This window comes from Limnobacter sp. UBA7229 (assembly GCF_002473065.1).
GTDB classification, from domain to species: domain Bacteria; phylum Pseudomonadota; class Gammaproteobacteria; order Burkholderiales; family Burkholderiaceae_B; genus Limnobacter; species Limnobacter profundi.
Window position 1 is genome coordinate 201260 of record NZ_DKTN01000010.1, and the last position, 25440, is coordinate 226699.

The following is a 25440-nucleotide window of genomic DNA, read 5'->3' on the forward strand; positions in this document are numbered from 1 at the left end:
AATTCAACAGGCCAGCAGGTACATCGACTCCCATGCACTCAGCTTGAAGACAACGTATCAAAGCAAGTCTTCGGTGCCCGAAGCGCACAGATCTTTCCAAGAGAAGAATCACGGCATTTAACTCTCTGTTTTCATTGACTGCTGCCTTCAGAGAAGTAACCAATTGTCGACGCGTCGGCTTCATTTCTACCACGCACTGTCCGGGTAATTCAGGGCAAATTCACCACCATTCCTGATTCCGCAAGACATGGCAACGGCCTGTGGTAAAACTTGTTCAGCAAAAAAGAGGGCCGAAGAAATCACAGCACTGCCAGTGGAGTCAAGCTCCTCAACGTTTGAGAGGATGGCATTAAGACGACGTGCATGCATCCAGGCACCACAGATCAAACCCCACATTTGTAGGTAGGGTACGGAACCGGCATAAACTTCTCGAGGTGCCTCTCTACTCTTTCCCAACATCCAGTTCAAAACCAGCTTCATTTCAACCAATGCAAACTCTAGTTGCTCGGTCATGATTGAACAGGCTGGATGATTGATGCTGCTGAGCATGCTGATTTCCTGCCCAATTTCCTCAAGTAGCCTGTAAGCCTCCCCAGCAGAGTCGCGGAGTGTTTTTCTACCAACCAGGTCATTGGCTTGAATAGCCGTAGTGCCTTCATAAATAGTCACGATTCGGGCATCACGGTAATGTTGAGCGACGCCAGTTTCCTCAATGAACCCCATCCCGCCGAATACCTGAATGGCATCATAAGTAATGTCTTGGGCAACCTCAGTAAACCAGCCCTTCAAGACTGGAATCAGAAACTCTAATCTGGACTGAGCAGCACTTCGTTCGGTAGATTCAACTTTACTGCTGTGACACACATCTCGCTGCATAGCGACGTACATAGCCAGCGCTCTCATCGCCTCGATCTTCGACTTCATTGAAAGTAACAAACGCCGAATGTCTGGATGACGAATGATTGTCGAGCCTTTAGCACCGGGCTCACCAACTGCACCTCCCTGAACTCGCTCTTTTGCGTAGGACAGCGCATGTAAATAGGCCCGAGAAGAGATGGATAAGCCTTGTATCCCAACGGAGAAACGAGCATCGTTCATCATGATGAACATGTACTCAAGGCCACGATTCTCTTCACCGATCAGATAACCAATCGCTGAATCGACTTCCCCGAATTGCATCACAGCAGTCGGGCTTCCATGGATACCCAACTTGTGCTCAATGGACACACATTTCAAATCGTTTCTATCGCCAAGGGTTCCATCGTCATTGACCAGAAATTTAGGAACAAGAAACAAGGAAAGACCTTTCACGCCGGTCGGACCGCCCGCAACTCGTGCAAGAACAAGATGGACTATATTTTCAGCAAGATCATGTTCACCATAGGTAATAAAAATTTTCTGTCCGGTGATTCGAAATGTCCCATCGCCTGCAGGTATGGCCTTGGTTTGAATCGCACCCAAATCTGAACCGGCGGAAGGCTCAGTAATGTTCATAGTGCCAGTCCACTCGCCGCTTACCAATTTCGGCAAGTAGAGGGATTTTTGCTGATCGCTACCCGCAGTGAGTAAAGCTTCAATTGCACCATTCGTAAGCATGGGGCACAAAGCAAAACTCATATTGGCTGCATGCCATATCTCGTCCACCATTGTGGATACAGTCGACGACAAGGCCTGACCGCCATACTGCTCGGGGAAACGTAGACCGTTCCAACCCCCTTCACAGAACTCTTGATAGGCCGCCTTGAAGCCTTGAGGTGTCTGAACTTCACCATCCGTCCAGGTTGCACCTTCGACATCGCCTGACCAATTCAAGGGTCCCAGTTTGTCGGTGGCCAACTTTCCAGCCTCTTCTGCGACAGCAATTGCCAGATCGGCGTCCTGCTCCAACCCACAATGCTGCAGGTGTTTATTTATATTAAAAACTTGATTCAACAAAAAACTAAAATCATCCAACGGGGGCGAATATTGATTCATAACAATTTCTTAAATTAATAATTGGTTACATGCTGCGGCGATACTGACCACCCACCTCGAAAAGTGCGTTGCTGATCTGACCAAGTGAACATACGCGTACTGCATCCATTAATGCCTCAAAGACATTTCCATCTTGAACCACCGTAGATTTAAGCCTATCTAGCATCGCGGGCGCACTTGAAGCATTTCGATCTTGAAAGTCAGCCAGACGGCTAAGCTGAGATTGCTTTTCCTGATCGGTGGATCGCGCCAACTCCACTGTCGCAATAGTTGACTCTTCTTTGGGATTACGGAATGTGTTCACTCCAATAATCGGTAGACGGCCGTCGTGTTTAAGCTCTTCGTAGTACATCGACTCTTCCTGGATCTTGCTACGCTGGTAGCCAGTTTCCATTGCACCCAGAACACCTCCACGCTCAGCGATCCTTTCAAACTCTTTAAGTACCGCCTCTTCTACCAGATCGGTGAGTTCCTCAATAATGAAACTTCCTTGGCTTGGATTCTCATTCTTGGCAAGCCCCCATTCTCTGTTGATGATCAATTGGATCGCCAAAGCGCGGCGCACGGATTCGTCTGTAGGTGTGGTGATTGCTTCATCGTATGCATTCGTATGTAGGGAATTACAGTTGTCATAGATGGCAATCAACGCCTGTAAGGTAGTACGAATGTCATTGAAGTCAATTTCCTGAGCATGCAAAGAACGCCCAGATGTTTGAATGTGATATTTAAGTTTCTGGCTGCGATCGTTTGCACCATACTTGTCTCTCATCGCCACCGCCCAAATGCGACGGGCAACACGACCTAGCACCGTGTACTCTGGATCCATTCCGTTGGAGAAAAAGAAGGACAAATTAGGAGCAAAGTCATCAATACTCATTCCGCGCGCTAAATATGCCTCGACATAGGTGAAGCCATTTGAAAGCGTGAAGGCAAGCTGCGAAATGGGATTAGCACCGGCTTCTGCGATGTGATATCCGGAGATTGATACTGAGTAAAAGTTACGAACCTGATTCTCAACAAAGTACTGCTGAATATCACCCATCACCTTTAAAGAAAACTCGGTTGAGAAGATACAGGTATTTTGTCCTTGATCCTCTTTCAAAATATCTGCCTGAACTGTTCCACGAACGTTTTTTAATACCCATGCCTTAAGTTGTTGATACTCATCGGGTGTTGGAGAACGACCGTTCTCTTTGACGAATAGCTCCACACGTTGATCAATTGCCGTATTCATAAACATGGCAAGAATTGTCGGTGCTGGACCGTTGATGGTCATTGATACGGAGGTGGTCGGATCACAGAGATCGAAACCGTCATAAAGAACCTTCATATCCTCGAGCGTCGCGATCGATACCCCAGAGTTACCCACCTTGCCGTAGATATCAGGACGCAATGCTGGGTCGGCGCCGTAAAGAGTTACAGAGTCAAAGGCGGTAGACAAGCGCTTTGCATCCATCCCCTGGGAAACAAGCTTAAACCGTCGATTGGTCCTGTAAGCATCACCCTCACCAGCAAACATACGGGTTGGATCTTCCCCCTCACGTTTAAATGGGAATACGCCAGCGGTGTAAGGAAATGAGCCAGGGACATTCTCAAGAAGCAGCCATCGCAAAAGTTCCCCATGATCCTCATATTTCGGAAGGGACACTTTCCGAATACGCGTACCAGAAAGGGATTCAATAATTAGTCGGGTTTTGCTCTCAACGAAAGAGTCACCTTTCCTGATCTGCACGACGTAGTCGTCCCCAGAATAGGATTCTTTAACCTTTGACCAACCCTCAAGAAGCTGATGACAAGCCCCATTGAACTCCGTTCTACGCTCGGCAATTAGATCATCAACCTCAAGATCCCGGCCTACCTTCATCGCCATACGTTTTGTTTCGCTGATCTGTTGGATTTCCCTTGCCAGTACTGACTGCTTTCTGACAAATGTGTGATAGCCCCGGACAGTGTCAGCAATCTCAGCAAGATAACGCGATCTCGAAGTTGGAACTATCGCATTTTTACCTGAGGAACTCCGTACAGACACCCAAGGCAACTTGCCCTGGCGTGCATTCAATCCGAATTCGATCAACTTGGGTAGAAGTCCCTGATACAGCGCAGTGACACCATCATCATTAAATCTTGACGCCTGAGTTCCATAAACTGGCATCTGCTCAGGAGGTACATCAAACTGTTCCCGATTTCTTTGAACTTGCTTACACACATCACGAATTGCGTCCAACGCCCCTTTCCGATCAAACTTGTTGATAACAACAAAATCGGCGAAATCGAGCATGTCAATTTTTTCCAGTTGTGATGCTGCACCAAACTCAGGGGTCATCACATACATCGAAATATCCACATGCGGAACGATCGCGGCATCGCCTTGTCCAATTCCTGATGTTTCGACAATAATCAAATCGAACCCACTGAGCTTGCATGCAGCAATTACATCCGGAAGCGATTGAGAAATTTCAGAACCCGCTTCGCGAGTTGCCAAAGATCTCATGAAAACTCTTGAACCACTGTTCCACGGATTAATCGCATTCATTCGGATTCTGTCACCCAATAGTGCGCCACCCGACTTTCTTCTAGATGGATCAATGGAAATCACTGCGATATTCAGTGTGTCTTCTTGATCCAGGCGAATTCGACGAATCAGTTCATCGGTAAGAGAAGATTTACCTGCCCCTCCCGTACCAGTTATACCCAATACAGGACACTTTACTTTTGAGGCTTCATCTTTGAGTTGAGCCACAATTTTGGGTGCTACTGCACCCACTTCAAGGGCCGTAAGGAATTGAGCCAATTGCCGTGATCGTACTTCGCGATCAGAAATGGTTGTGAACTCCAGGTTCTTAGGAGAGAACGAAGTCAGGTCGATATCACTTCGTTTAATCATGTGCTGGATCATTCCAACCAGCCCCATTTTTTGACCATCCTCAGGACTGAAAATCCTCTCAACGCCGTATGCATGAAGATCAGCAATCTCAGCCGGAACGATCACACCGCCACCACCACCAAAAACTTTGATGTGCGCACCGCCACGCTGCTTTAGAAGGTCGATCATGTATTTGAAATACTCAACATGACCACCTTGATAGCTTGAAACAGCGATGCCCTGCGCATCTTCTTGCAGCGCGGCAGTCACTATTTCCTCAACGGATCTGTTGTGCCCAAGGTGAATCACCTCCGTACCATTGGCCATAAGTATTCGCCGCATGATATTGATCGAAGCATCATGACCATCAAATAACGAAGCCGCTGTTACAAACCTAACTTTATTGTTCAAATTGAGATCAGATGAAGAGGAAATAGTGGAGTTGGTCATAAGTCGGGCTAATCTAGAAATTACGTTAAACGAATTTATCGAACGGATATAAATCCACCGTCCACAGGGATCATCTGTCCCGTCATGAATCTGGATCCTTCACTGGCCAGAAACACAACTACAGGTGCGAGGTCTCGGTCTGGCGTTCCAAACTTGCCCCCCAAAGGAATTGCGTGCCGAGTTTCCGCTTCATGAGCAGCCAACATCTCAGGGCTCAAAGAGGCTCTAAATTCGTCATACAAAGGTGTAGCGACATAAGGAAGCACCGCATTGACCCGAATACCATCAGGGCCCCATTGACGAGCCACCGTTCGAGTCCAACAATGCACAGCAGCTTTGGTAGACGCATACAGGGCATTATTAATTTCCCCAGTCAAACCAGATTCGGAACCAAAGTTGATAATATTTCCGCTGCCACTGGGCTTCATGATTCGATAAGCGGCACCGTTGGTATGCATAGTTCCACGCACATTGACATCGAATAGAAAGTCATACATGTCGTCATCAATGTTCTCGGGGTTACAGTGACGCTGAACACCAGCAACATTAACCAAGACATCCAGTCCATTCATTCTCTGGCTGGCGAGATCAAAGACAGAGTTGACTTGACTTCTGCTCTTGACATCGCAATTCATGTAAAAGGCCCGACTGCGATCCTTTTCCGCCAAGCTGGCAATTACTTTATTGCCAAGTTCATCATTAACATCCAGCGATGCTACCAGCGCGCCTTCTCTTACGAAGGCCCGAACTAGCGACTCACCAATGCCTCTGGCACCACCGGTGACAATAATTTTCTTACCCAAAAGTAACATCCTCTAACCCCTTGTCAAATATTGATCTGATGGATGTAGTTACCAAAGTCTTAAGGTTTTCATTGCAAAAATATACAAGGCAAGACGATATAAGTCAACGCTAATGTTGACAGACAACCAAAAGCTCATCAAGATTACTTCTTCAGAAAAACATCAAAAAATGTTTTATTTTTCAACGACTCTGAATTACTACGAAAAGAGATTTTTTGTCATATCAATCAACAAACTTGTTGATTTTTATTTAATAGCAAGTTGTTTACGATCCGAACAGACGGCCATTCATGAGTAAAAAAGCACTGCTAGTAGGAGGATCGGGAGCCAGCGGACTTCACATAGCCCGCGAATTGGAAGCGCGTGGATTTGACGTGACCATCTTCCACACAGGGCAGCATGAATTAAAGGAAATCCAAAGATATGAGCACATTCACGGAGATCCACATTTCAAAGCTTCTATCGAAGAAAAGCTAGGTCAGCAGCAATGGGATTTAACTGTTCTTACTTATGGACGTATCCGAATTCTGGCAGAGCACTTGCGTGAGAGGACAAAACAATTGATCGCCGTCTCTGGATTGCCAGTTGTAGGCGACAAAATTGGAATTCCATTGAAAGAGTCGGATCCCTATCAACTTTTGAATCTTTCTCCGCCAGGTCTTCAAAAGCTCCTACCCAAGATCATAGAAACTGAACAAATGATTCTTAACGATTCAGCCTCTGGATACTACACAGGCTCGGTTGTCAGATATCCGTATCTCTATGGTCCTCACTCCGTTGCACCACTCGAATGGCATGTCATAAAAAGGATTATTGATCGCCGAAAATTCTGGCCGCTATCAGGATCCGGGTTACAGATCTTTGGAAGATGTGCTGCACCGAATGCAGCCCATTTAATAGGTCTAATGATTGATCAGCCAGAGAAAGTTGGTGGCAAGATCTATCACGCTGCAGACGAAGACCAACTCACTTTACGGGAGTGGATTGAACACATCTCCTCATACTTTGATTATAAATTTGAGTTTCTGGATATTCCCTCACAATTGATACCCTTGGACAGTTGCGCATTGCCCATGAGCGGGGACAGTGCATGGATTAGTGCCGAGGACAATAAGCATTCACTTATCCGTCATAGGGTGCCTGTCACCACAAAAGCCAAAATCGAGCTCGGCTACCAAGATGTCGTTGAGGCTAAGAACTGGATTCACTCTACCTGCGAATACTTGATCGAAAACCCACCCCAAATAGATGGAAAACACGGGCGACTAGGGCCAAGAGATTTCAACTATAACGAAGAAGATCAATTGATAAAGTGGTGGAAGGCTTTGAAGGCAACCGTACCAAAATTCCAAACACAAGCCATTCGCCAACACCCGTATGAGCACCCCAAAGAGATAAGTAAACAACTTAGAGGCTGAAAAATAGATGAATGATCAAATTACATTTCTTCTTGATAAGAATGCAATTCAAGAGGTGATCTACACCTACTGCCGAGGCGTCGATCGCTGTGATCCCGACATAGTGAAAACAGCCTATCACTCGGACGCACACGATGATCACGGGTACTGGAGAGGGAATGCACATGATTTTGCGGATTTTGTGGTTAGACGTTTAAAAGATGCAAACATCACAACCACACATTGCGTCACCAATACAATGATTGAAGTGAGTGGGAATGAAGCTTGGGCGGAGTCACAAATTATGGCTACGCTACTGCGCCGAAACACCACGCCTTTAAAGGTCGATGTAATGGGCGCTCGATATCTGGACACATTCTCAAAAAGACAGGGGCAGTGGAAAATATCTCACCGGGTTGTCTGCCTTGACTGGCATAAAGTAGAAACTTGGCCGGAGCCAGACCTTCCAATCGACACAAGCAAGTTTCTCTGGGGTTCAAGAGATAGGAATGATCCAGTGTACGAAATGATCCTGAAAGGTCAATTACCGAAAAGAGTGTGACCTGTCTTCTATCAATTGACTGAGCATTAAAGGAAATATGAATGAAAGCCATCATATGTGAGAATTATTGCGACCCTGATGAACTCACAGTTGCACACCTTCCTACACCTACGCCTGAAGACAATCAGGTGTTGGTAAAAGTTCTCGCGGCTGGAGTGAATTTTCCCGACACATTGATCATTCAAGGAAAATACCAGCTTAAACCCCCATTTCCTTTTGCTCCAGGTTTTGAAGTAGTTGGTGAGGTCATTGAATGCGGCGCCCACGTGCGATCCATCAAAATGGGTGACAAAATAGTAGGACTCGCAGCAAATGGTCATGGCGCATTTGCCGAAATGGCCGTAGTAAATGCATCTGAAGCTATTTCAGTACCAAATGAAGTGAATCACCTTGATGCAGTGGCAATCTATACCGCTGCAGGAACCAGTTTTCACGCACTGCACAATCGAGCTAACCTATCACCCCACGAGTTCCTGCTTGTCAACGGCGCGGCTGGGGGTGTAGGGTTGACTGCAGTACAAATTGGAAAATCGTTGGGGGCAACAGTAATCGCAGCGGCAAGCTCAAAGCAAAAACTTAAAATTGCCTCGGAAAATGGAGCGGATTTCCTGATTGATTATCAGACTCAAGACATTAAACAAGAGATAAATCGAATCACAAATGGGTATGGGCTCGATGTATGCCTCGACCCGGTAGGCGGAGAAATATTTAATACCGTAAGCAGGTGTATGGCTTGGGGCGGTCGGCTTCTCACCGTGGGATTTGCATCAGGGCAAATTCCAACACTACCTGCTAACCTTGCTCTCCTGAAAGGATACAGCTTGGTTGGTGTGTATTGGGGAGAATCAATCAAGAGGAACTCAAATCAACACAAGACGAATTTTGTCGAGATATTTGAACTTTTGAGAATAAAAAAAATAAAGCCCAACATTCATAAGATTTATGCTTTGGCAGAGGTACCGACAGCACTTGCCGAGATATCAAATCGACAAATCAATGGCAAGCTAATCATCGACTTGTCGAAATAAAATCCACCTATCATTGCGCCATCATCCCGGCATCAACAAGGTATTCACTCCCTGTGATGTAAGACGCTTCATCAGAAGCCAAAAACAGCACAAGATTCGATACCTCTTCCGGGCTCGCAATACGCCCCAATGGAATAAGGCTTGTAGCGTCCCCCCCTTCCTCATTGGTGGCTTCCACCATCATCGGGGTATATATGAATCCTGGATGCACAGAATTCACCCGGATATTTTTACTTCCATACTCTATTGCCGTTGCTTTGGTCATACCCCTAACTGCAAACTTGCTTGCTACATAAGCAAGGCTCGGAAACCCGTAATTTGCCGCAATACCAGCAATTGAAGAAATGTTAACAATAGATCCCATTCCTGCATGCAGCATCGATGGCAAAACTGCACGCATTCCAAGGAATACTGAGTGTTGATTCACAGCACAAACTTGAAGGTAGTCAGACTCCTGAAGAACTTCTGTTTTTGCCATGGGACCCAAAATCCCGGCGTTATTCACCAATACAGTTACGAAACCAAATTTCTCCTCGGCCACTGACACCACCTTTGACCAATCATCAGCCCTTGTAACGTCATGTTTACAAAACGATGCATTTTTGCCCAGCTCATCAGCCAAAGTCCTGCCCGCAGACTCGTTTAAATCAGTCAAAATTACCGAAGCACCTTCAGCAATGAATCTTCTTGCATGGGATGCCCCCATTCCTCGAGACGCACCCGTAACAATCGCCACCTTATCTTTCAGTCTAGTCATAGATTGACTCCAATTCACTAGTGATTACCGGTTCAGCTTTCTCTTGGTTTCAGGAAAGTTTCCCAAGCATGGTAGGTATCCATATATTCTTTGATGTGCTTCACCTTTCCATCTTCAACCGCAATCAAAAAATGATAAAAATTATTGTAGGTGCGACCGTCTTTCAGCTTAGCAAACGATTCAGCCTCCACAGCCACTAGATTTCCCTCTGAAATTATGCTGACTGGTGTCAGCTTTAACGCTCCACCTTCATACAGATCGAACGCCCCAAGAAGTAAATAAGTGAGCTGAGATTTTTTGTAAATACCCGACAACCCCTCAAGTCGACCAGGCACCTGCCAGCTACCTTGATCGTGCATCGCAGCCATGATTCGACTGATGTCACCCGATGAAAACTCCTTGAAAAAAAATTTAACAGCTTCCTTTGCCTGATTGGTCTTCAATTCAATCTCCCGGTTTGAATTTAATGATTTGTGGCTGCAGTGGGCAACTTGATTGACGGTGCAACTTCTTTGGCGATCAATTCGAGGGAATAAAACCAGGCAGAGGGATCGTCGTAGTAGTCATGCGATTCGACTTGAAGAGTTCCCCAACCTCCGCATTTGTGGAACAGATTGTTTATTTTTTCCTTAACAGTATCCGGCGAGCCAACGACGAATACATGATCGACAAGAAACTCAAGATCGGCATCAGAAGGATTGATTCCCGCATCTTTAGCGAATCCGTCCATCATGCCGAATCGACGCCAAATAGGAATTAGGTACTTGTTAAAGCAATATCCAATTGGCCCATCCATTACCAATTTCTTTGCCTCAGCATCAGTGTCTGCACAAAACACTGTTTGAGACACAGCGTGCCTTGAGCGATCCGGAGTGTATCCCGCCTTGATATTTGCCTCGGAATAGATATCCCAATGTTTTTTCAGCGCCTCTAGACCAGAGTAAATTGACACAGGTTTGAAATTACGTTCCCCAGCAAGCTTCATTGATGGTGAGTTCATACTGAAACCAGTCACAGCAAATTCCGGAAAGGCGCCCCCCCAAGGTGCGTAGTTGGCTAGCTTATGTTGCTCGTCATTTTCATCATGAGATTCCAACTCCTCAGGATAACCAGCGTTCCAGAATTTTCCTTCGTGAAAAAAAGGCTCGCGCTTCCAGATCTTTTCCATAATGAAAAGCGACTCACGAACCATCTCATTCAGGAATGCAGTATCTTGGCCATTCTTGATTCCATGCATATAAGACGCCTGCGGGTACGCACCAGCGCCAATCCCCATGAAATAACGCCCTTCCAGAATTTGGGAGAGCCAACCTACCGTCAGAGCAAGTTTTGTGGGGTGTTGGTGAGGAAGAATGTGGGCCATAGGAGCGAATTTGATTCGCTCTGTCTGCAATGCTGCAGCAGCCATAATCAACTCTGGGCTCGGGATATTCTCCCAAATCTGTGAGGCGTGTTCAGAAATCATGATGGATGAAAAACCAATCTTGTCGCATGCCACTGCGCTTTGAACGCCCCATTCGAAGGTTTGTTTGGCTGTGCGCCCTGGGCGCATGTAAGGATGAAAAATTAAACCTGTATCCATTGACATCGCAAGTCTCCTAGTTTTGGTACTGCAGTCGATTTACTTCAGCGTTTAATGCAAAAATAATATAGCGGCGCTATATTTAATTGTCAACATCATAGTTGATTAAAAAATCGTCTTAAAAAGTCATAGAATGGAACCGACGATTTCTTATCTCTAATTCGCTGAAGGATTTTTACTTGAAAAAAAGCCGCACAAAACAGTCTCAGGAAAAGAGTCTGATCGTAGACAAAGAAGTGAAAATTGCATTGCTGGAAGCCACAATGAGACTGCTCAGCAGCGAGGGAAAAGAAGGTGCCACTACCCGAGCGATCTGCGCCGAAGTTGGGGTAACTGCACCTACCATGTACCACCATTATGGCGATTTGGCATCGCTACACAGTGCAGCAATTAACGAAACCTACCGGCAAGTGGGAGATGCTTATCGGGAAGGTACAAAATCGATGGGGCCACTACACGGCCTTCGACAGGGCTGGGCCAGATTCCATAATTTTGCACACAAAGAGCCTTTGATGTGTCGGCTGGTAATAGATCAAATTGCAGCGGGACAACCGCCAAGTCTCGTCGCAACAACCCTGGAGAATGTAACTGCTGATCTTAAGAAACTTGAACAAGATGGATTACTGAAGTACTCAGCAGAAGACACTGTCCGACTGCTCTGGATGCTTACTCTTGGGGGTATTTGCTTCACGACAAGTGAACGCCAGAATGACGATGGTTATCCTCGACTTCAGGACTTAATGATTGAAATCACATTGGATGGGCTATTCAAAAAAACCAATCAATGACTCCCGGTGCTCGAAGGCTTCTCACCAAAATATTTAAAGTACAAACAAGAAAAGTTACCCGGGTGGTTAAATCCCCAATCGGCAGCAACTTCAGTGACAGTTCTAGCACCGCGGACAAGCAATAATTCTTGCCGCACTGCCTCAAGCCTTAGTTGACGCAAATAGGCCATTGGGGAAGTCCCTTTGGCCTTCTGAAAGGAATCCGTGAGCGCGCGCACACTTACATTGGCCGCCTTGGCAATTGCTTCGCGGGTAGGAACGTCTTTTAGATGCGCGCGCATATATTCTTCAGCCAATTTCACACTGTGTACGCATGGATTAGAACTCGTCTGATTAAATCCGGAACTTTCGCGCCAAGACTCTAGCAAATGTATTGCGATCATTTCATCCAGATGTCGACCCAAGATGCCAGATTTCATTTCTTCCGGTCGATTCACACAACATTGCGTTATATATTCGAGTAAGGGAATCAAACTCCTGGGTCCAGATTCAAGCTTGTAAGATCTACTCCACATCGACGCAGTGGCTTCAATGCCGTAAAGCACTTGGTGCAATCGAGCCAAATGCTGTCTGGAAAACACAAGATTCAAAGACTGTGTATCGTGAGAAATTTCAGCATCGAGAAAGGCGCTGGAAGTATCAATCACGAAAGTTTCGCCCGATACCAATTCGACATTCTTACTGAAATTGGAACTGTAGTTATTCGAGCCTTTCAGTAAAGTCAGTGCCAGCCCTGTTCCTTCATTCGACTGATCAACCAATGCCTTGATCTGAGCACCATATTGCAAACGACCAATTACAAAGTTACCCACTTCTGTAGCGTACATGGATGTTGAAGGCGGGGATCGGGTGTCTATGTCCAGCCGGCAAGGCGTGTAGAGAGTTCGGGTAAGAGCTTCTACCTCATCCCAGTCAGTTGAATGCTTGAGAAGAAACTGTTGGCTCGGATTACCAAGCGAATCGGTAATCAATGCGGTATTCAGTAAACGACTTGTTTCCACACTGCCCCCACTGGGTATACACAGGTATTGGTGCTAACTGTAATGCTAGAAGGCAACAGTTGAAAACCCTAACTTTACTTACAAAATGATTTATTACGAATATAAGCAATACCCAAATATGACAGAAATGCTGCCTAATCTTGATAGCAGAGCAATTCAATAAAAACTATTCTTCAATGTGGGAATAGAGACATATACATAGAAACATATAAATAGAGACATAAAAATGAAATCAATTGATTGCAAAAAGTTGCTAACTCCAATTGCCATAACTATCACTCTAGCCGCCTGCACGGAATCCAGTGAAACTGGCAGCCTTTCGTCTTCCACTCAAAATGTTGGTCAAAGTTCAATTGGATCAAGCGATGTTGCGTCATCGACCAGCATGTTGGCCAACACATTCATGAATGTAGGCACAGAAATCTTGTCCTCAGGAACCAGGATTTTAAGCAACCTCACCGGCAACACACCAGCGGAACCTCTGCGGATTGAGAAAGCAAGATGCAGCCCCAGATCAATGCCAGAGAGTGGGCTACAAGGGCAAGTCCCTGCAGCCGACAGAGACAGTGGTCGAAGCCAACAGGGCTATAGTTGCAACATGGAACTTGTTGGTCAATACCAGTGGGAAGGTGCTTCCTGGGTTAACCCGTTCTACAAAAACTGCGCTTTCATGGCAACATCATTTGGGGGCATCTTGGGCAAAAAGTCGCAGGGTGTTCAGGTAGTTGATATGTCAGACCCCAAAAACCCAAAGTTGTCCACCAATCTAACGAGTCCCGCGATGTTTGCGGGTACCTGGGAATCCCTTAAAGTGAATGAGGCACGAGGCCTCCTTGGTGGAGTAGCCGTTGGACCAGTAATTGCTGGTGCATTTTTTGACGTATATGATTTAAATGGTGATTGCGCAAATCCGACTTTGGCGAATTCATTTTCAGGAAATCTGACGCTACCAGCAAATGTCTTAGGACATGAAGGTAACTGGGCTCCAGATGGCTTGACCTATTGGGCTACAGGCTTGGCGGGTGGTTCACTCACTGCAATAGATGTGACCGATACGAAATCACCAAAAATAGTATTCACTGGCACCTCGGTAATTACAAATCACGGATTTGAAATCAGTGAAGATGGAAACCGAATGTATTTGTCCACTGCATTTCCGGCAGGTCTAATCATCCTGGACATTAGTGAAGTGCAAAGTCGCAAACCTTTACCTTCAATTAGGCAATTGGGGAGTGTTTTCTGGAATACAGCAGGTGCGTCTCAACACACCATTCCGGTTACCTTTAATCAGAAAAAGCATTTGATTGCAGTGGATGAATTTGCAAGTGAGTCGATAAAATTCATCGATATTTCTGATGAGCTAAACCCCAAGATAGTAAGCCGCCTGCAATTGGAAATTCAATTGCCTCAGCATGCAACCACTCGTCTTGAAGATACAACTGGAAATGGTCTTTTTGGATATGAGGCACATTACTGTACCGTGGACAACAAGGATGAACCTACAGCAATGGCTTGCGGATTTTTACAATCAGGTGTTCGCGTTTTTGATATTAGAGACCCGGAACAATTTAAAGAGATTGCGTACTTTAATCCTCCAGCTCAAGTTGGCAAACAAGCACTTTTGAAAGGATCTGAGCACACCTCATTGCTGGTCAACAACATTGGGGGCGTTCCGGGATCCGAAGCAGGAAACTTAACTGGCGACTCATTGGCTCCGATTTTGGCTAGATCCTTAAGTAATCCAACCATAGGGGCCAACCTTACCGCGGACTATTGCAGCTCACCACCAAAGTTTGTTGGTCGCGATGAATTGTGGGTAACCTGTCAAGACAATGGAGTACTGGCTTTGAAATTTACAAATGGTGCATACCCATTGAACTGATGAAAATTACTCAATCAGCCTACATGAGGTTGGCAGCCGCAATAATCTTTGCGGCGCTGGCCTATTTGACTGGACATTACCTTGGCGCAAATCAGGAAAAAAACTCCCATTTGCCAGGGCCTATTGATGTTGGCTTCATTCAGCATATGTCCATTCATCATGACCAAGCCACCACTCTTGCTTCAATTGTAATCGGCAAGGGCTCGAAACTAATCGACTCGCTTGCTCTTTCAATCTTGACCAATCAAATGTACGAGATCGGGCAAATGAAGGGGTGGCTGCGTTTGTGGGAGCAATCTATTCTTCCCCCAGGTACTTCCATGGATTGGATGACTCCTAAAACAAATTCATATGATCCTGAGTACGTGGAAATATGTCGAGCAAGCCAGGGCGGCATGCCGGGCATGGCTTCACAAGCAGAAATTAACAAGCTAAGAGAATTAAATGGCCATGAAATGGAAATGATGTTTCTCGCTTTGATGATTCGTCATCACGAAGGTGGCTTACCCATGCTGCAATACGCTGCTGCCCATGCCGAAACGAATATAGTCAAAGAAATAGCCATGGGCATGCAATACGAGCAGGGAGTTGAAATTTCTCAGATGCGCAATTTATTGGCGGTGTTGGCTTTAGGAAAAGAGTCTCTAAACAGAACAGCCAAAACAGAAACCAAGGCCGACAACCCTCATCCGCTATAAATGTATTAATCGCTCGCGTCAGACAAAAAGACCAGCTCGAATCGGGTAAAACAAGTCTTCGACCAGGGAAGTTATATGGTGTGAGATTTGAGTCAAAAGCCAAACAATATTCAGGTAATTACATACATATTTTTTTATAAATACATTATGAGTAAAAATGCATATAATTTAAATTTTTTAATTATTAAACAATCACTTACAGCGATAAGAAAAATCGAATATGATCCAATTTGAGTTCCATAAAGTCTCAAAAAAGGATCAAAGAATGATTAAAGTTTGCCCAAAGAATGCCCAGAAGATTGAAGACGCTTTACTAAAGACAAATGGCGGTGCAAGGGCATATACGATTACTACCTTCGACAAGGTCGAAGCACTCGCCGCTCAGTTCGAACAAAGGTTGGAAAATGCATTTTTGCCATTGAGGTACCGTGCTGGTGCCAAAGCCGTAGTAGTGTCAGGAGGAAAGGTTTCGAATAGCTATGAGTTCCGACGTCAGGCTACTAAAATTGTGCTTATTCGCAAATCAAGCGCTTGGTATTTGAACAAAATCGAAGTTGAAAAAATCTATGTTGAAGGTGGATCGAAATCACTCACCTTAACCGAAGAGCAAAAACTGCTGGCAATTGATCGATTTCTGAAACAAATCTAGTACCGTTCGAGAACTCGACCAAACTGTGGAATTACCATGCGAACTAAAGTTACCAAAAAGGTGTTTAATCGCTAAACTGCAGTAGTTTTGATTTGATCTGACAAAAGCCTTGCCAAAAGGTGGGGTTCTCCGTTTTGATTGAGGTGCGAATCTTAATCAAGAACGGCGAGTAATCGCCAAAGGAGTAACCCCATGAACACTGTGAATCAAAGTGCAATCAAACACAAGATCGGATTGCTGAATCTGGCCCAAGAGTTGGGCAACGTCTCCAAAGCCTGCAAGATGATGGGCTTTTCGCGAGACACCTTTTACCGTTACCAAAATGCCAAGGAAGAAGGTGGCGTGGAGGCTTTGTTTGAAGCCAATCGACGCAAACCCAATGTTCGCAATCGTGTTGAACAACACATAGAGGACGCGGTTTGCAAGATGGCATTGGATCAACCCGCGTTTGGCCAAACGCGGGTTTCTAACGAACTTCGCAAAGAAGGCCTTTTCATTTCGCCAGCCGGTGTTCGTTGTGTTTGGATACGTCACGATTTGGAAAGCTTCAAAAAGCGATTAAAAGCACTGGAAGCCAAGGTGGCCGAGGAAGGCATATTGCTCACCGAAGCCCAGTTGGCTGCCTTGGAGAAGAAGAAAGAGGACGACATTGTTCACGGTGAAATAGAAACTCACCATCCAGGCTATCTCGGCTCTCAGGACACTTTTTATGTGGGTACCCTCAAAGGTGTTGGTCGTATTTACCAACAGACCTTTGTGGACACCTATTCCAAGTGGGCAGCAGCCAAGCTGTACACCACCAAGACCCCAATTACAGGCGCGGATTTGCTTAATGACAAGGTGCTGCCTGCATTTGCCGAACAAGGTATGTCGGTCATTCGAATCCTCACCGATCGGGGCACGGAGTACTGCGGCAAACCAGAGACGCATGATTACCAGTTGTACCTGGCACTCAACGACATTGAGCACACCAAAACCAAGGCGTTTCACCCACAAACAAATGGTATCTGTGAACGGTTTCACAAAACAATTCTGGATGAGTTTTACAGAGTCACGTTCAGGCGCAAGCTGTACACCACGCTGGAGGAATTACAGGCCGATCTGGATGGCTGGATTCACTATTACAACCACGATCGAACACACCAGGGCAAGGTCTGTTGCGGACGAACACCGATGCAAACTATGATGGATGGAAAGGAGGCCTACAATGAGAAAGTGAAAGCTTTGAACTAACCTGACAGCCGCGCCTTCAGAAAAACGGAGACTGTCAGATCAGATCAGAACCACTACAGCTAAACAGCGTTACAAACCGGTAACTTTGCTTGGTCACTATCAAAACAACTCCCTCAACAATTTCGAAATATTGATCGCATCATCCAATGCTCGGTGATGCGCTCCCGTGTGCTCAATCCCAGCGATTTGAAGCGCACCCATCATGCCCACCCGTTTAATCTTTCGTTTTTTGGCGAAGAGCTTTTTCAAATTGGCATGCGGAAGATGGGCCACTGGGTTTTCCACACGGTGTCGAGCCGCATCATGTTCAAATTGATTTCGATCGTAAGCTCCCCAACTTGCCCAAATCGAGTTTTCTTCAAGTTGCTTAAGAGCAAATTCTTGAAGCAAGGGGGCAATCTGATCGAACGTGGGAGCACCATCAACCTGATCCTGCGTGATCGTGGTCAGATCCGTGCAAAAGGGTGTCAGTATTCTATTGACCACCGGCCTCACGAAGGTTTGAAAGGTGTCGAGAATCTCCCCTCCCGGGTTCACCCAACACGCCCCAATCTCGATGATTTCCATGTTTGAGCCCTTGATACTCTCATCGTTCGAACAGGTCGCCTCCAAATCAATCACTAACACTTTGGCCTGTGGAATCGATGTTATTTCTTCTTGTTGTGTGCTCATCTTGCTAACTCTTATTAATTCCACTTCGGTTTGTAGGTTTGCCATTCAATTAGAAAATGTTCGAATCTGATTGCTCTAATTGAATAACTGGTGTTTTCAAATCGGGTTTGCCACTGGGCAAGCAGGCTGGCCATGATCGGATTGAGCACCTCGTCCTCAAGCCTGCAGCGGTACACTGAGCCTGAATATCCATGAAAGTCCACCACGCCATGCTGGATGGTGAAGCTCACAATCCCAGAGTTCAATCGCCACCCATCATAGAAATCATCATCGATCAAGGCCAGCAGGCGATAGGTCACTTCACCATCTTTGATTTCTTTAAGCACCGACCAATAGTCCACACGTCGAATGCCCTCTTCACAGTATTTGATGAGTGTCATGGCTTATACCTCCACGAATCCGAAGTGGGTCTTTGTCTTGCAACCCAAATCCTGAAGGCAAATCCGAACCGTCAGTTCTTCGATTACCTGCTCACCGAGTAAGGAGGGTACAATCTCCTCATTGATCGGCTGCCCCTTGTTCTCGCTCTGGATACCGTCGAGTTCATGGGTACCACCTGCCCCCATTTGATTCAAGACGGTGTCAACGTGTTGTCGAACCACTTTGTCCAGCAGGCTCTGCAAGTTGCGAAGGTCCACGTCCTGGCAGGCCATCAATCTCAACGCTGCTGGCGAGAACCGAGTATTCAGGTAAGACTTCTTCAACATGTTGCCGATGATCACTTCACGTTGGCGTCGGTTTGGGTAACCAATCTCGAAAGTGTCAAACCGAGATTTCAGAGGGGCGGAAATCAAGCTTGCATCATTGCTTGTAGCCACGTAGATGATCCGCGACGCATCGAACTGAAGGTTTCCAAATTCATCTCGAAGCTCACGTGATGTCTGGGGCTCAAGCAGGGCCAGCAATGCGCCTTCCACTGGGTACTGTTTCCCCCCTTCCGCCTTCTCAATTTCATCCAGCAAAATGACAGGCGATGCGGTCTCGCTTCTGGCCAGCGAGGCAAAAATGATCCCTGGTTGGCCATTGCCCCATTTGTTACTGATGCCCGTCAGCACCCCGGCCATCGAGGTGGATGCAATATTAACGTAATCAAAGCGGGTTTCAAGTGCCTCAGCCAAGGCATTGGCAAACGCGGTTTTACCAGTGCCTTTAGGGCCGTTTAAGTTGATCGGCTTGATCCGCCGTTCACCTTCTTTCTTTAAAGCCCACACGCGCAGTTGTCCAATAATGTGATCAACCACATGGGAGAAATTCGGGAACTGTTCGCGAAGTAACTTCAGCCTTTCTTCAAGCGCTGTGCTTTGTTTGATGATTTTCCTGTAGCCATTGAACTTGGCCATGAAGACAAACATGCGCCAAGCCCGAGCCATGCGATCGCTGTCCTCGCCGATTTCTTCTACAAAATCCATAACTGATTTCGCAGTGAACAATCGAACCATCCCCTCATACATGGCACCGTAATCGGCGATGTCGCTCATACAACTCTCAACCTGGGAAATGAAATCTTTGGAAGAGTGCGGAGTTTTGAGATCCTCAACATTTTTCAAGGCTTTCAATACCTGAACCTCGTCCTCATCGTCGTCCTCTTTCTCGAAGGCGCGGTTGGAGTTCTTCCCTGAATTTTCCAGCCACTTAGATTTCAAGTACACAAACTCTTCCGAGTCGAGAAAGTCCCAAAGATCTTGCTGAAACGCGGCGTGTGAGAGATGTGTGACAAAACGCTCACGCTCCATCTGGCGCAGTTTGTTCACAAGCTCGACTTCCTGTTCTCGGGGAACAAGAATATGAGCCGAGCCTGCATACGTGTACTCATTCCAAATTGGATCTTTTTCTTGATCGCGGAAAATTTTTGAGGCTACCGTTTCGCTCAACAAGCGAGCACCTTTCTCAGACCGATCCTTAAGGTGTGTTCTGCTCATGCTGCTTCTCCTTGTACGAATTGGTGGGCAATTAAGACACTGATCTCACCCTGGTCATAGGCTCGGGCACTGGCGCAATCCGCGTCATGAAGCACAAAGCTTTCTGGCGTTTTTCGTTTTCGTGCACCGGATTGATCGTGCTGTTTTTTCACTGCACAAATGGCGTGTTCGAGCTTCAATTCACGCTCAACGGGATAGGCACCAGATACCGCACATGCCACCGCAATCCACTTGAGCATGGTTTGTTCATGGCCCAGCAACTCGCAATTCAAGTTGCTTGAATACACATCTGGGGCCAAGCGGTAGTACTCATCCACTTTGGCTGCATCGTGCAACAGTGCCGCAAGAAGGGTGAGGCTCAAATCAAATGGAGGTTTTTTTGAGTTCCGTTCCTCTGGCTTTGTGGCCAAAGCTTTGAGTAACACATTGGCCACAGTTTCTGCGGTGTGCAGCAAAAGCCCATGGTCTTTGTTGTGATGGCTTCTGGTCGATGCCGCATATTTCAGGAATTTAGAAAAACGCTTGCCCTGATCCATGATTTCGAAATACAACGCCCGATCCTCCGAATTGAGGAATCGATAGATTTCGCTTAAGAATCCACACAGGCTTGCGGTATCAATTAATTCTTCACCACCCGCTTGCTTCAATATGGCGGGAAGTAAAGCTTGGGCGTAGTCAAAGGGATTACATTGCTGATCATCGTGTGATGGGGTCAACTTGCTCACCCAGTAGTAATCCCCATGCTTCATTGAGCATTCCAATTCGCGGGGGTCAATTTCAAGCGTGCTGCAATGCTTAAGCGTGTCAGCTCCCCGATGTGCCAAGCTCAAAATCAACATGCCTTTGTAGCTCTTTCGCAAGGCGCAATACACCGGCACAGCCACCTGAGCGTAGCCCACACCGTCGTCGTAGTTGTTCTCGGTAATAAGGCCATATTTGGACAAGCTGATACTGGTCCCAAGCGTGGCAAACTGCGGCTCGTTTAACTCTTCCAATGCGCCTTTGAAAGGCGATCCCTCATTGCGACGGACATAGATAGTCTCAGGCATGGCCACATCATGCATCCAAGAGCCAAGGGCACGGTGTGCACTGTAGATTCGTGCCTGGGTGCTGTGGTTATCGTGATTGGGTACAAGTTTTTGGATTTTCATTGTTATTCTCCTTGTGTGTTATTGCTTTGGTAGCTTTCAAACATCTGCAGCCACGGGTTTTGAATGGCTGGCTTTGAAGCTTGATCTGGATCGATTACAGGTGTGGCTACTGGTGCTGGCGCTTTCGGTACCCCACCCCTCTGAGCCTCCACTGACGCTGGTGTCTCATGAGCCACCGCCAGTGGGTGCTTAGTTGAAGACTTCTCTGAGAGCTTTGATGAGATCTTGCTTGGGGCATTGATGAGCGGCTGCGTCACCGCTTCATTTACTGCAGGCACTGCACTTGGCCCCAAGTTCGCCGCCAACATGCGCTCAAAGGCAGACCCATCTCGGCGGGTCAAGTTGGGCACATACCGTGAGTACACCTTGAACAGCATTTCGGTGGAGGAATGCCCCATCTGAAATGCGATCCACTCAGGGGACTCCCCTGCTGCCAGCATCAGCGTGGCGAAGGTGTGCCGGGTTTGATACGGGGTTCGAAGTTTCAGCCCCAAGGACCGAAGCATGGGATACCACACGCGATTGCTCATGTTGCGGTTGGTCAGTGCCCCACCATTGCCGTTGGCAAACACATAAGGCGATTTTTTACCCGTGACTTCCCACTGGGTTTTTAAGGCCTCATACACTTGCGGGGCCATTTGAATGTCCCGGTTGGAATCGGCCGTTTTTGGCGTTTCCTCATAGTCATCCACAATTGTTTCGCGAATGGTGATCAACCGTTTCTCGAAATCGATGTACTTCCACTTCAGGCCGTGGATTTCTCCTGGACGCATGCCCGTGAAGAACTTCACCGTGAAGTAATCCCGAAAATCCTCGCGGCAATACTTGATGATCATCTCCACCTCTTCGATCGTGAAGGGTGTGACGTCGGTCTTTTTGATCCGCATCCGTTTGATATTCTGGTACGGAGTGGTAAAGTTAAATCGATCAGCGGCTTCATCTAAGACCTGCTTCACAGACGTCATCACATGATTGATCCGTGAGGCTGACATTGTTGTTCCTGGTTTTTTGCCCGGGGCTTTGGCGAGAACTGAGCGAAATTCCAGAAGGTCCTGTTTGGTGATACTGCTGATCACCCTCTTCCCAAATTGCGGGATCAACCACTTCTCCAAGATATCTCGCTTGGTGCGAATGTTCGAACGCTTCCACAGCGACTCGTTTTCCGTGATGAACTTTTCTGCGAATTCAGCAAAGGTTGGATGACCTGCCGAGGAGATGTTTTCCACCGTCTGCCGCGCCGGTTGGTTAGCCATGGGAATGGAAACCATCTGTGATGCAGGTTGGAATTGCTGAGCTTCGAGGGCTTCGATTTTTTTCAAATTCCTGCTGGACGGAAAGGCTGATCTATACCAGAAAGTACCTTTCTTGATCTCAGCAGCGATACCTGCCATTACCCGCTCCATGAGCTTGCGATTCTCCGGTGTGTCTCTCAAATTGGACTGCTCACGACAGCGCACTTTCAAGTACTGAAAGTCGAAGTAAAGAAGTCCAGTCTCGGGCCGTACTCGAATATGTGACATCACATGCTCCTAGAAGCGGTCATCGGAATTGCCGAAGCCAAGGAGGCTGCTGAAAACATATCTTGCTCAATCTGCTCCCAGATGAACAAAATCTTCCTCCCTCCGAAGGGTCGAAAATAATGACGCCCCTCGATCAAAACCGAATCCTTCAAGCGATCGCGGATGGTTCGAATGTCGTACTTGATGCGAGCCGATAGCTCTTCCGTCGTCAAATAAGTTGCCATGATTGCTCCTTTAGTGGTTAAAATAGGAGACCATTTAGACCTTCTAAAGATTATTTTGATCTCCTGTAGATCATTATGCATGAATTATGATCTTTTGCAAGTCTTTTTGATCTTCTGTAGATCATTTTGTATTCAAGGAGCATCATGCGCATACATTTCGCGCGACTTTTAGGCGAGCACAAAAAGAAAATTACGGATGTAGCAAGGGACACTGGTATCAACAGAGGCACGTTGACCAGGCTGTATCACGAGACCGCCGAGAGAATTGATCTTGAGGTGCTACAGCAGTTGTGCGACTACTTCGATTGCGAGGTGGATGTTCTACTAGAAAGGACAAAGGACTAATCGAATGTGCGGCCGATATGTCCTTGAAGGGCCAGTATCGCGATTGACTACATACTTCGATGCGCGCTATACCAAAGACGAGAGTCTTTTCAAGAACAGCTACAACATTGCTCCCACCACACAGGTGCCTGTAGTAAGAATTAATCGCGAAGGCGAACGTGTGATTCTGAATCATGTTTGGGGATTAATACCCCACTGGTCGAAAGACAAAACCGTTAGCGCGAAGTTGAACAACGCTCGCGGAGAAACTGTTCATGAAAAACCATCATTTCGAGCAGCTTTCAGAAAATTCCGTTGCTTAATTCCAGCAAGCGGCTACTACGAATGGCAAACACCACCAGAGGGTAGCGGTAGGCGTAAACAGCCCTTTTACATTTATCCAAATGAAACACCCTACTTCGCAATGGCTGGCGTGTGTGATCACTGGATCGATAAGATGAGTGGTGAGCTTGTCATGAGCACTGCGATTATCACCACCGAACCATGCGAGAAGCTGAAGCAGGTTCATGACCGTATGCCAGTAATGATTCCTAAAGGGGATTGGGCTGAGTGGTTAGATCCAAAAAATCAGGATTTGACTTTGCTAAGGCAATTTGTTTTGAGTGATGATGCAGTGAACTTTCACGCTGTAGGATTTGGCGTGAGTGGAGCCGGAAGGAATAGAGTCGACTCCAAGGCACTGATAGAGCCACGGGATCCAACGCTATCCGAATAGATGAATAGCGACTATTCGGCCGGAGCAGACATTTCAAGCTTTAAGATATTTTGTCAACAATCGGCCAATAGAAGCAGATCAATGATTTTCGTTTTGCAGGGGCGTAATCTGATGAGATCGCCTTTAACACGGCACTATCGAATTCTTCGAATTGCATCACGTATCACTTACGGACATCTTATTTGACGATGCTTTTGGTGCTTTGAGCACTTGTTGATAAGATCATCAATCACCACTTTCGAGAATGACTATGTCGATCCCGATGCATGTTTTGGTCAACGACTTTGCGATCAGAAGCTTCCGTGAAACAGCCGACAAGGACTACATTGCTGCAAGGATGGCCTATCGAGCGCGGCTTTTTCAGCCGTTTCTGTGGGCAGCCCTGCACTGCCTAGAAAAATACGTCAAAGGTATACTTGTACTAAATCGAGTAAAGGCTCATAAGGGGCACAGCGTTTTACCCGGAATTGATAGGATGAGGCAACACGGCAAGTTCGAACTCGATCTGAGTCCCGATACTGTCAGGTTCATTAAGAAACTCGAAGACTATGGGGCAGAGTATAGATATTATGAGGTTTCTTATGACAGTCAGCCATTCGACATTATTCGACTCGACCGCGCGGTTTGGGAGCTACGCAGGTACTGTCAACCACTGGACTACGACATCCGTGATTTAAGCGGCAAAACCGTAAACTTGCTAACGCTTGAACTTCAACGAATTCATCGGGCCAAGGCTAAAAACGAGAAGGGGACATGCGTCATGGGTGGCACCTTGGAAAAGATAATCGAGGGAAAGGACCACCCCGCACGCGAGCCCCTAATTTGGAATAATCTTTTTTTTGGTCCATCACGACGTAAGAGCTTGAAGATGACATCAGGCTGGGAAGCAGGTAACTCACCGTTCTTCCTACACCCCGAGATCATCGATGAAGTGATTAAATATGTTCACATCCCAAAGGTCGTGGCTAATGGCGTACGTGAGTTTGCGAGGCAAAAAGTGTTAAAGGAAGCCAAGGAAAAAAAGCTTGTAAAGAAGGCGGCCAAGGCTGCAGACAAAGTATAGGCAATAACAGACTTAGATATATCCGAGCTACTCATGCGCGAGTTGTAGTGCCGCACAATGTACGGCCGATCTGATGAGTTAGGCCCGCTGCTATGAGTACTTATAAGTCATCAAGATTCGTTGCTTAAGATTCATATGATGGCTGCAAGTCACGACCTCTTTCA

Annotated in this window: 24 protein-coding genes; 11 read left to right on the forward strand and 13 right to left on the reverse strand. The window is 46.6% G+C overall.

Features of this window, described 5'->3' with window-relative positions:
- Positions 1–186 precede the first annotated feature (186 nt).
- The 3 genes from B4C79_RS05410 to B4C79_RS05420 are packed head-to-tail and all read right to left on the reverse strand — an operon-like array spanning position 187 to position 6090.
- The gene (locus tag B4C79_RS05410; protein ID WP_291762449.1) at positions 187–1974 is read right to left on the reverse strand and encodes an acyl-CoA dehydrogenase; all 1788 of its coding nucleotides are present in this window, start codon (positions 1972–1974) and stop codon (positions 187–189) included.
- Positions 1975–1999: 25 nt separating this feature from the next.
- Positions 2000–5287 (reverse strand): fused isobutyryl-CoA mutase/GTPase IcmF, encoded by a 3288-nt coding sequence (gene icmF / locus B4C79_RS05415; protein WP_291762452.1) that lies wholly within the window; start codon positions 5285–5287, stop codon positions 2000–2002.
- Positions 5288–5322: 35 nt separating this feature from the next.
- Complete coding sequence (locus B4C79_RS05420) at positions 5323–6090, reverse strand: SDR family NAD(P)-dependent oxidoreductase (RefSeq protein ID WP_291762455.1); 768 nt, start codon at positions 6088–6090, stop codon at positions 5323–5325.
- A 290-nt stretch (positions 6091–6380) separates the two neighbouring features.
- Here B4C79_RS05420 and B4C79_RS05425 point away from each other — a divergent pair, with 290 nt between their 5' ends.
- The 3 genes from B4C79_RS05425 to B4C79_RS05435 are packed head-to-tail and all read left to right on the forward strand — an operon-like array spanning position 6381 to position 9077.
- Positions 6381–7508: a hypothetical protein gene (locus B4C79_RS05425; protein ID WP_291762458.1), complete on the forward strand. Its 1128-nt coding sequence runs from the start codon at positions 6381–6383 to the stop codon at positions 7506–7508.
- A gap of 7 nt (positions 7509–7515) precedes the next feature.
- On the forward strand, positions 7516–8049 hold the full coding sequence (locus tag B4C79_RS05430) for a nuclear transport factor 2 family protein (RefSeq protein ID WP_291762461.1): 534 nt from the start codon (positions 7516–7518) through the stop codon (positions 8047–8049).
- A gap of 41 nt (positions 8050–8090) precedes the next feature.
- A complete protein-coding gene (locus tag B4C79_RS05435; RefSeq protein WP_291762464.1) occupies positions 8091–9077 on the forward strand; it encodes an NADPH:quinone oxidoreductase family protein in 987 nt (328 codons plus the stop codon).
- A gap of 10 nt (positions 9078–9087) precedes the next feature.
- Here the strand turns inward: B4C79_RS05435 and B4C79_RS05440 are convergent, their stop codons facing one another.
- Genes B4C79_RS05440 through B4C79_RS05450 form a run of 3 tightly spaced genes read right to left on the reverse strand, consistent with a single transcriptional unit; the run spans position 9088 to position 11422 of the window.
- Complete coding sequence (locus tag B4C79_RS05440) at positions 9088–9834, reverse strand: glucose 1-dehydrogenase (RefSeq protein WP_291762467.1); 747 nt, start codon at positions 9832–9834, stop codon at positions 9088–9090.
- A 32-nt stretch (positions 9835–9866) separates the two neighbouring features.
- Positions 9867–10277 (reverse strand): nuclear transport factor 2 family protein, encoded by a 411-nt coding sequence (locus tag B4C79_RS05445; protein WP_291762470.1) that lies wholly within the window; start codon positions 10275–10277, stop codon positions 9867–9869.
- A gap of 20 nt (positions 10278–10297) precedes the next feature.
- Positions 10298–11422 (reverse strand): LLM class flavin-dependent oxidoreductase, encoded by a 1125-nt coding sequence (locus B4C79_RS05450; protein ID WP_291762474.1) that lies wholly within the window; start codon positions 11420–11422, stop codon positions 10298–10300.
- A 173-nt stretch (positions 11423–11595) separates the two neighbouring features.
- On the opposite strand from B4C79_RS05450, the gene B4C79_RS05455 reads away from it, so the two are divergent.
- Entirely contained in the window at positions 11596–12204 is a 609-nt protein-coding gene (locus B4C79_RS05455; RefSeq protein ID WP_291762477.1) for a TetR/AcrR family transcriptional regulator, read from the forward strand.
- Here the strand turns inward: B4C79_RS05455 and B4C79_RS05460 are convergent.
- Positions 12198–13205, reverse strand: coding sequence for a helix-turn-helix transcriptional regulator (locus B4C79_RS05460; RefSeq protein WP_291762479.1), 1008 nt, complete (start codon positions 13203–13205; stop codon positions 12198–12200). The genes B4C79_RS05455 and B4C79_RS05460 overlap by 7 nt on opposite strands.
- A gap of 226 nt (positions 13206–13431) precedes the next feature.
- Here B4C79_RS05460 and B4C79_RS05465 point away from each other — a divergent pair, with 226 nt between their 5' ends.
- The 4 genes from B4C79_RS05465 to B4C79_RS05480 all read left to right on the forward strand — a co-directional run bounded on the left by B4C79_RS05465 (position 13432) and on the right by B4C79_RS05480 (position 17667).
- Entirely contained in the window at positions 13432–15087 is a 1656-nt protein-coding gene (locus B4C79_RS05465) for an LVIVD repeat-containing protein (RefSeq protein ID WP_291762481.1), read from the forward strand.
- A complete protein-coding gene (locus tag B4C79_RS05470; RefSeq protein WP_291762484.1) occupies positions 15087–15785 on the forward strand; it encodes a DUF305 domain-containing protein in 699 nt (232 codons plus the stop codon). The genes B4C79_RS05465 and B4C79_RS05470 overlap by 1 nt, the downstream gene beginning before the upstream one ends.
- A 220-nt stretch (positions 15786–16005) precedes the next feature.
- A complete protein-coding gene (locus tag B4C79_RS05475; RefSeq protein ID WP_291762487.1) occupies positions 16006–16434 on the forward strand; it encodes a hypothetical protein in 429 nt (142 codons plus the stop codon).
- A 192-nt stretch (positions 16435–16626) separates the two neighbouring features.
- Positions 16627–17667, forward strand: coding sequence for an IS481 family transposase (locus B4C79_RS05480; protein ID WP_291739218.1), 1041 nt, complete (start codon positions 16627–16629; stop codon positions 17665–17667).
- Between the two features lie 99 nt (positions 17668–17766).
- On the opposite strand, the gene B4C79_RS05485 is transcribed toward B4C79_RS05480, so the two are convergent.
- The 6 genes from B4C79_RS05485 to B4C79_RS05510 are packed head-to-tail and all read right to left on the reverse strand — an operon-like array spanning position 17767 to position 23153.
- Positions 17767–18339 (reverse strand): 3'-5' exonuclease, encoded by a 573-nt coding sequence (locus B4C79_RS05485; RefSeq protein WP_291739219.1) that lies wholly within the window; start codon positions 18337–18339, stop codon positions 17767–17769.
- A gap of 14 nt (positions 18340–18353) precedes the next feature.
- Positions 18354–18719: a hypothetical protein gene (locus B4C79_RS05490; RefSeq protein ID WP_291739220.1), complete on the reverse strand. Its 366-nt coding sequence runs from the start codon at positions 18717–18719 to the stop codon at positions 18354–18356.
- 3 nt (positions 18720–18722) lie between these two features.
- On the reverse strand, positions 18723–20258 hold the full coding sequence (locus B4C79_RS05495) for an AAA family ATPase (RefSeq protein ID WP_291762490.1): 1536 nt from the start codon (positions 20256–20258) through the stop codon (positions 18723–18725).
- Positions 20255–21409, reverse strand: a complete 1155-nt coding sequence (locus B4C79_RS05500; protein ID WP_291739222.1) for a hypothetical protein — start codon at positions 21407–21409, stop codon at positions 20255–20257. Before B4C79_RS05500 ends, B4C79_RS05495 begins: the two co-directional genes overlap by 4 nt.
- Positions 21410–21411: 2 nt before the next feature.
- The gene (locus B4C79_RS05505; RefSeq protein ID WP_291739223.1) at positions 21412–22929 is read right to left on the reverse strand and encodes an Arm DNA-binding domain-containing protein; all 1518 of its coding nucleotides are present in this window, start codon (positions 22927–22929) and stop codon (positions 21412–21414) included.
- Positions 22929–23153, reverse strand: coding sequence for a hypothetical protein (locus tag B4C79_RS05510; RefSeq protein WP_008250376.1), 225 nt, complete (start codon positions 23151–23153; stop codon positions 22929–22931). Before B4C79_RS05510 ends, B4C79_RS05505 begins: the two co-directional genes overlap by 1 nt.
- Positions 23154–23297: 144 nt before the next feature.
- On the opposite strand from B4C79_RS05510, the gene B4C79_RS05515 reads away from it, so the two are divergent.
- The 3 genes from B4C79_RS05515 (at position 23298) to B4C79_RS05525 (ending at position 25276) form a co-directional block, all read left to right on the forward strand.
- Positions 23298–23498, forward strand: a complete 201-nt coding sequence (locus tag B4C79_RS05515; RefSeq protein ID WP_008250375.1) for a helix-turn-helix domain-containing protein — start codon at positions 23298–23300, stop codon at positions 23496–23498.
- A gap of 4 nt (positions 23499–23502) precedes the next feature.
- Positions 23503–24213: an SOS response-associated peptidase gene (locus B4C79_RS05520; RefSeq protein WP_291739224.1), complete on the forward strand. Its 711-nt coding sequence runs from the start codon at positions 23503–23505 to the stop codon at positions 24211–24213.
- A 250-nt stretch (positions 24214–24463) separates the two neighbouring features.
- Positions 24464–25276, forward strand: a complete 813-nt coding sequence (locus B4C79_RS05525) for a HEPN domain-containing protein (protein WP_291762494.1) — start codon at positions 24464–24466, stop codon at positions 25274–25276.
- The last annotated feature ends 164 nt before the right edge of the window (positions 25277–25440 follow it).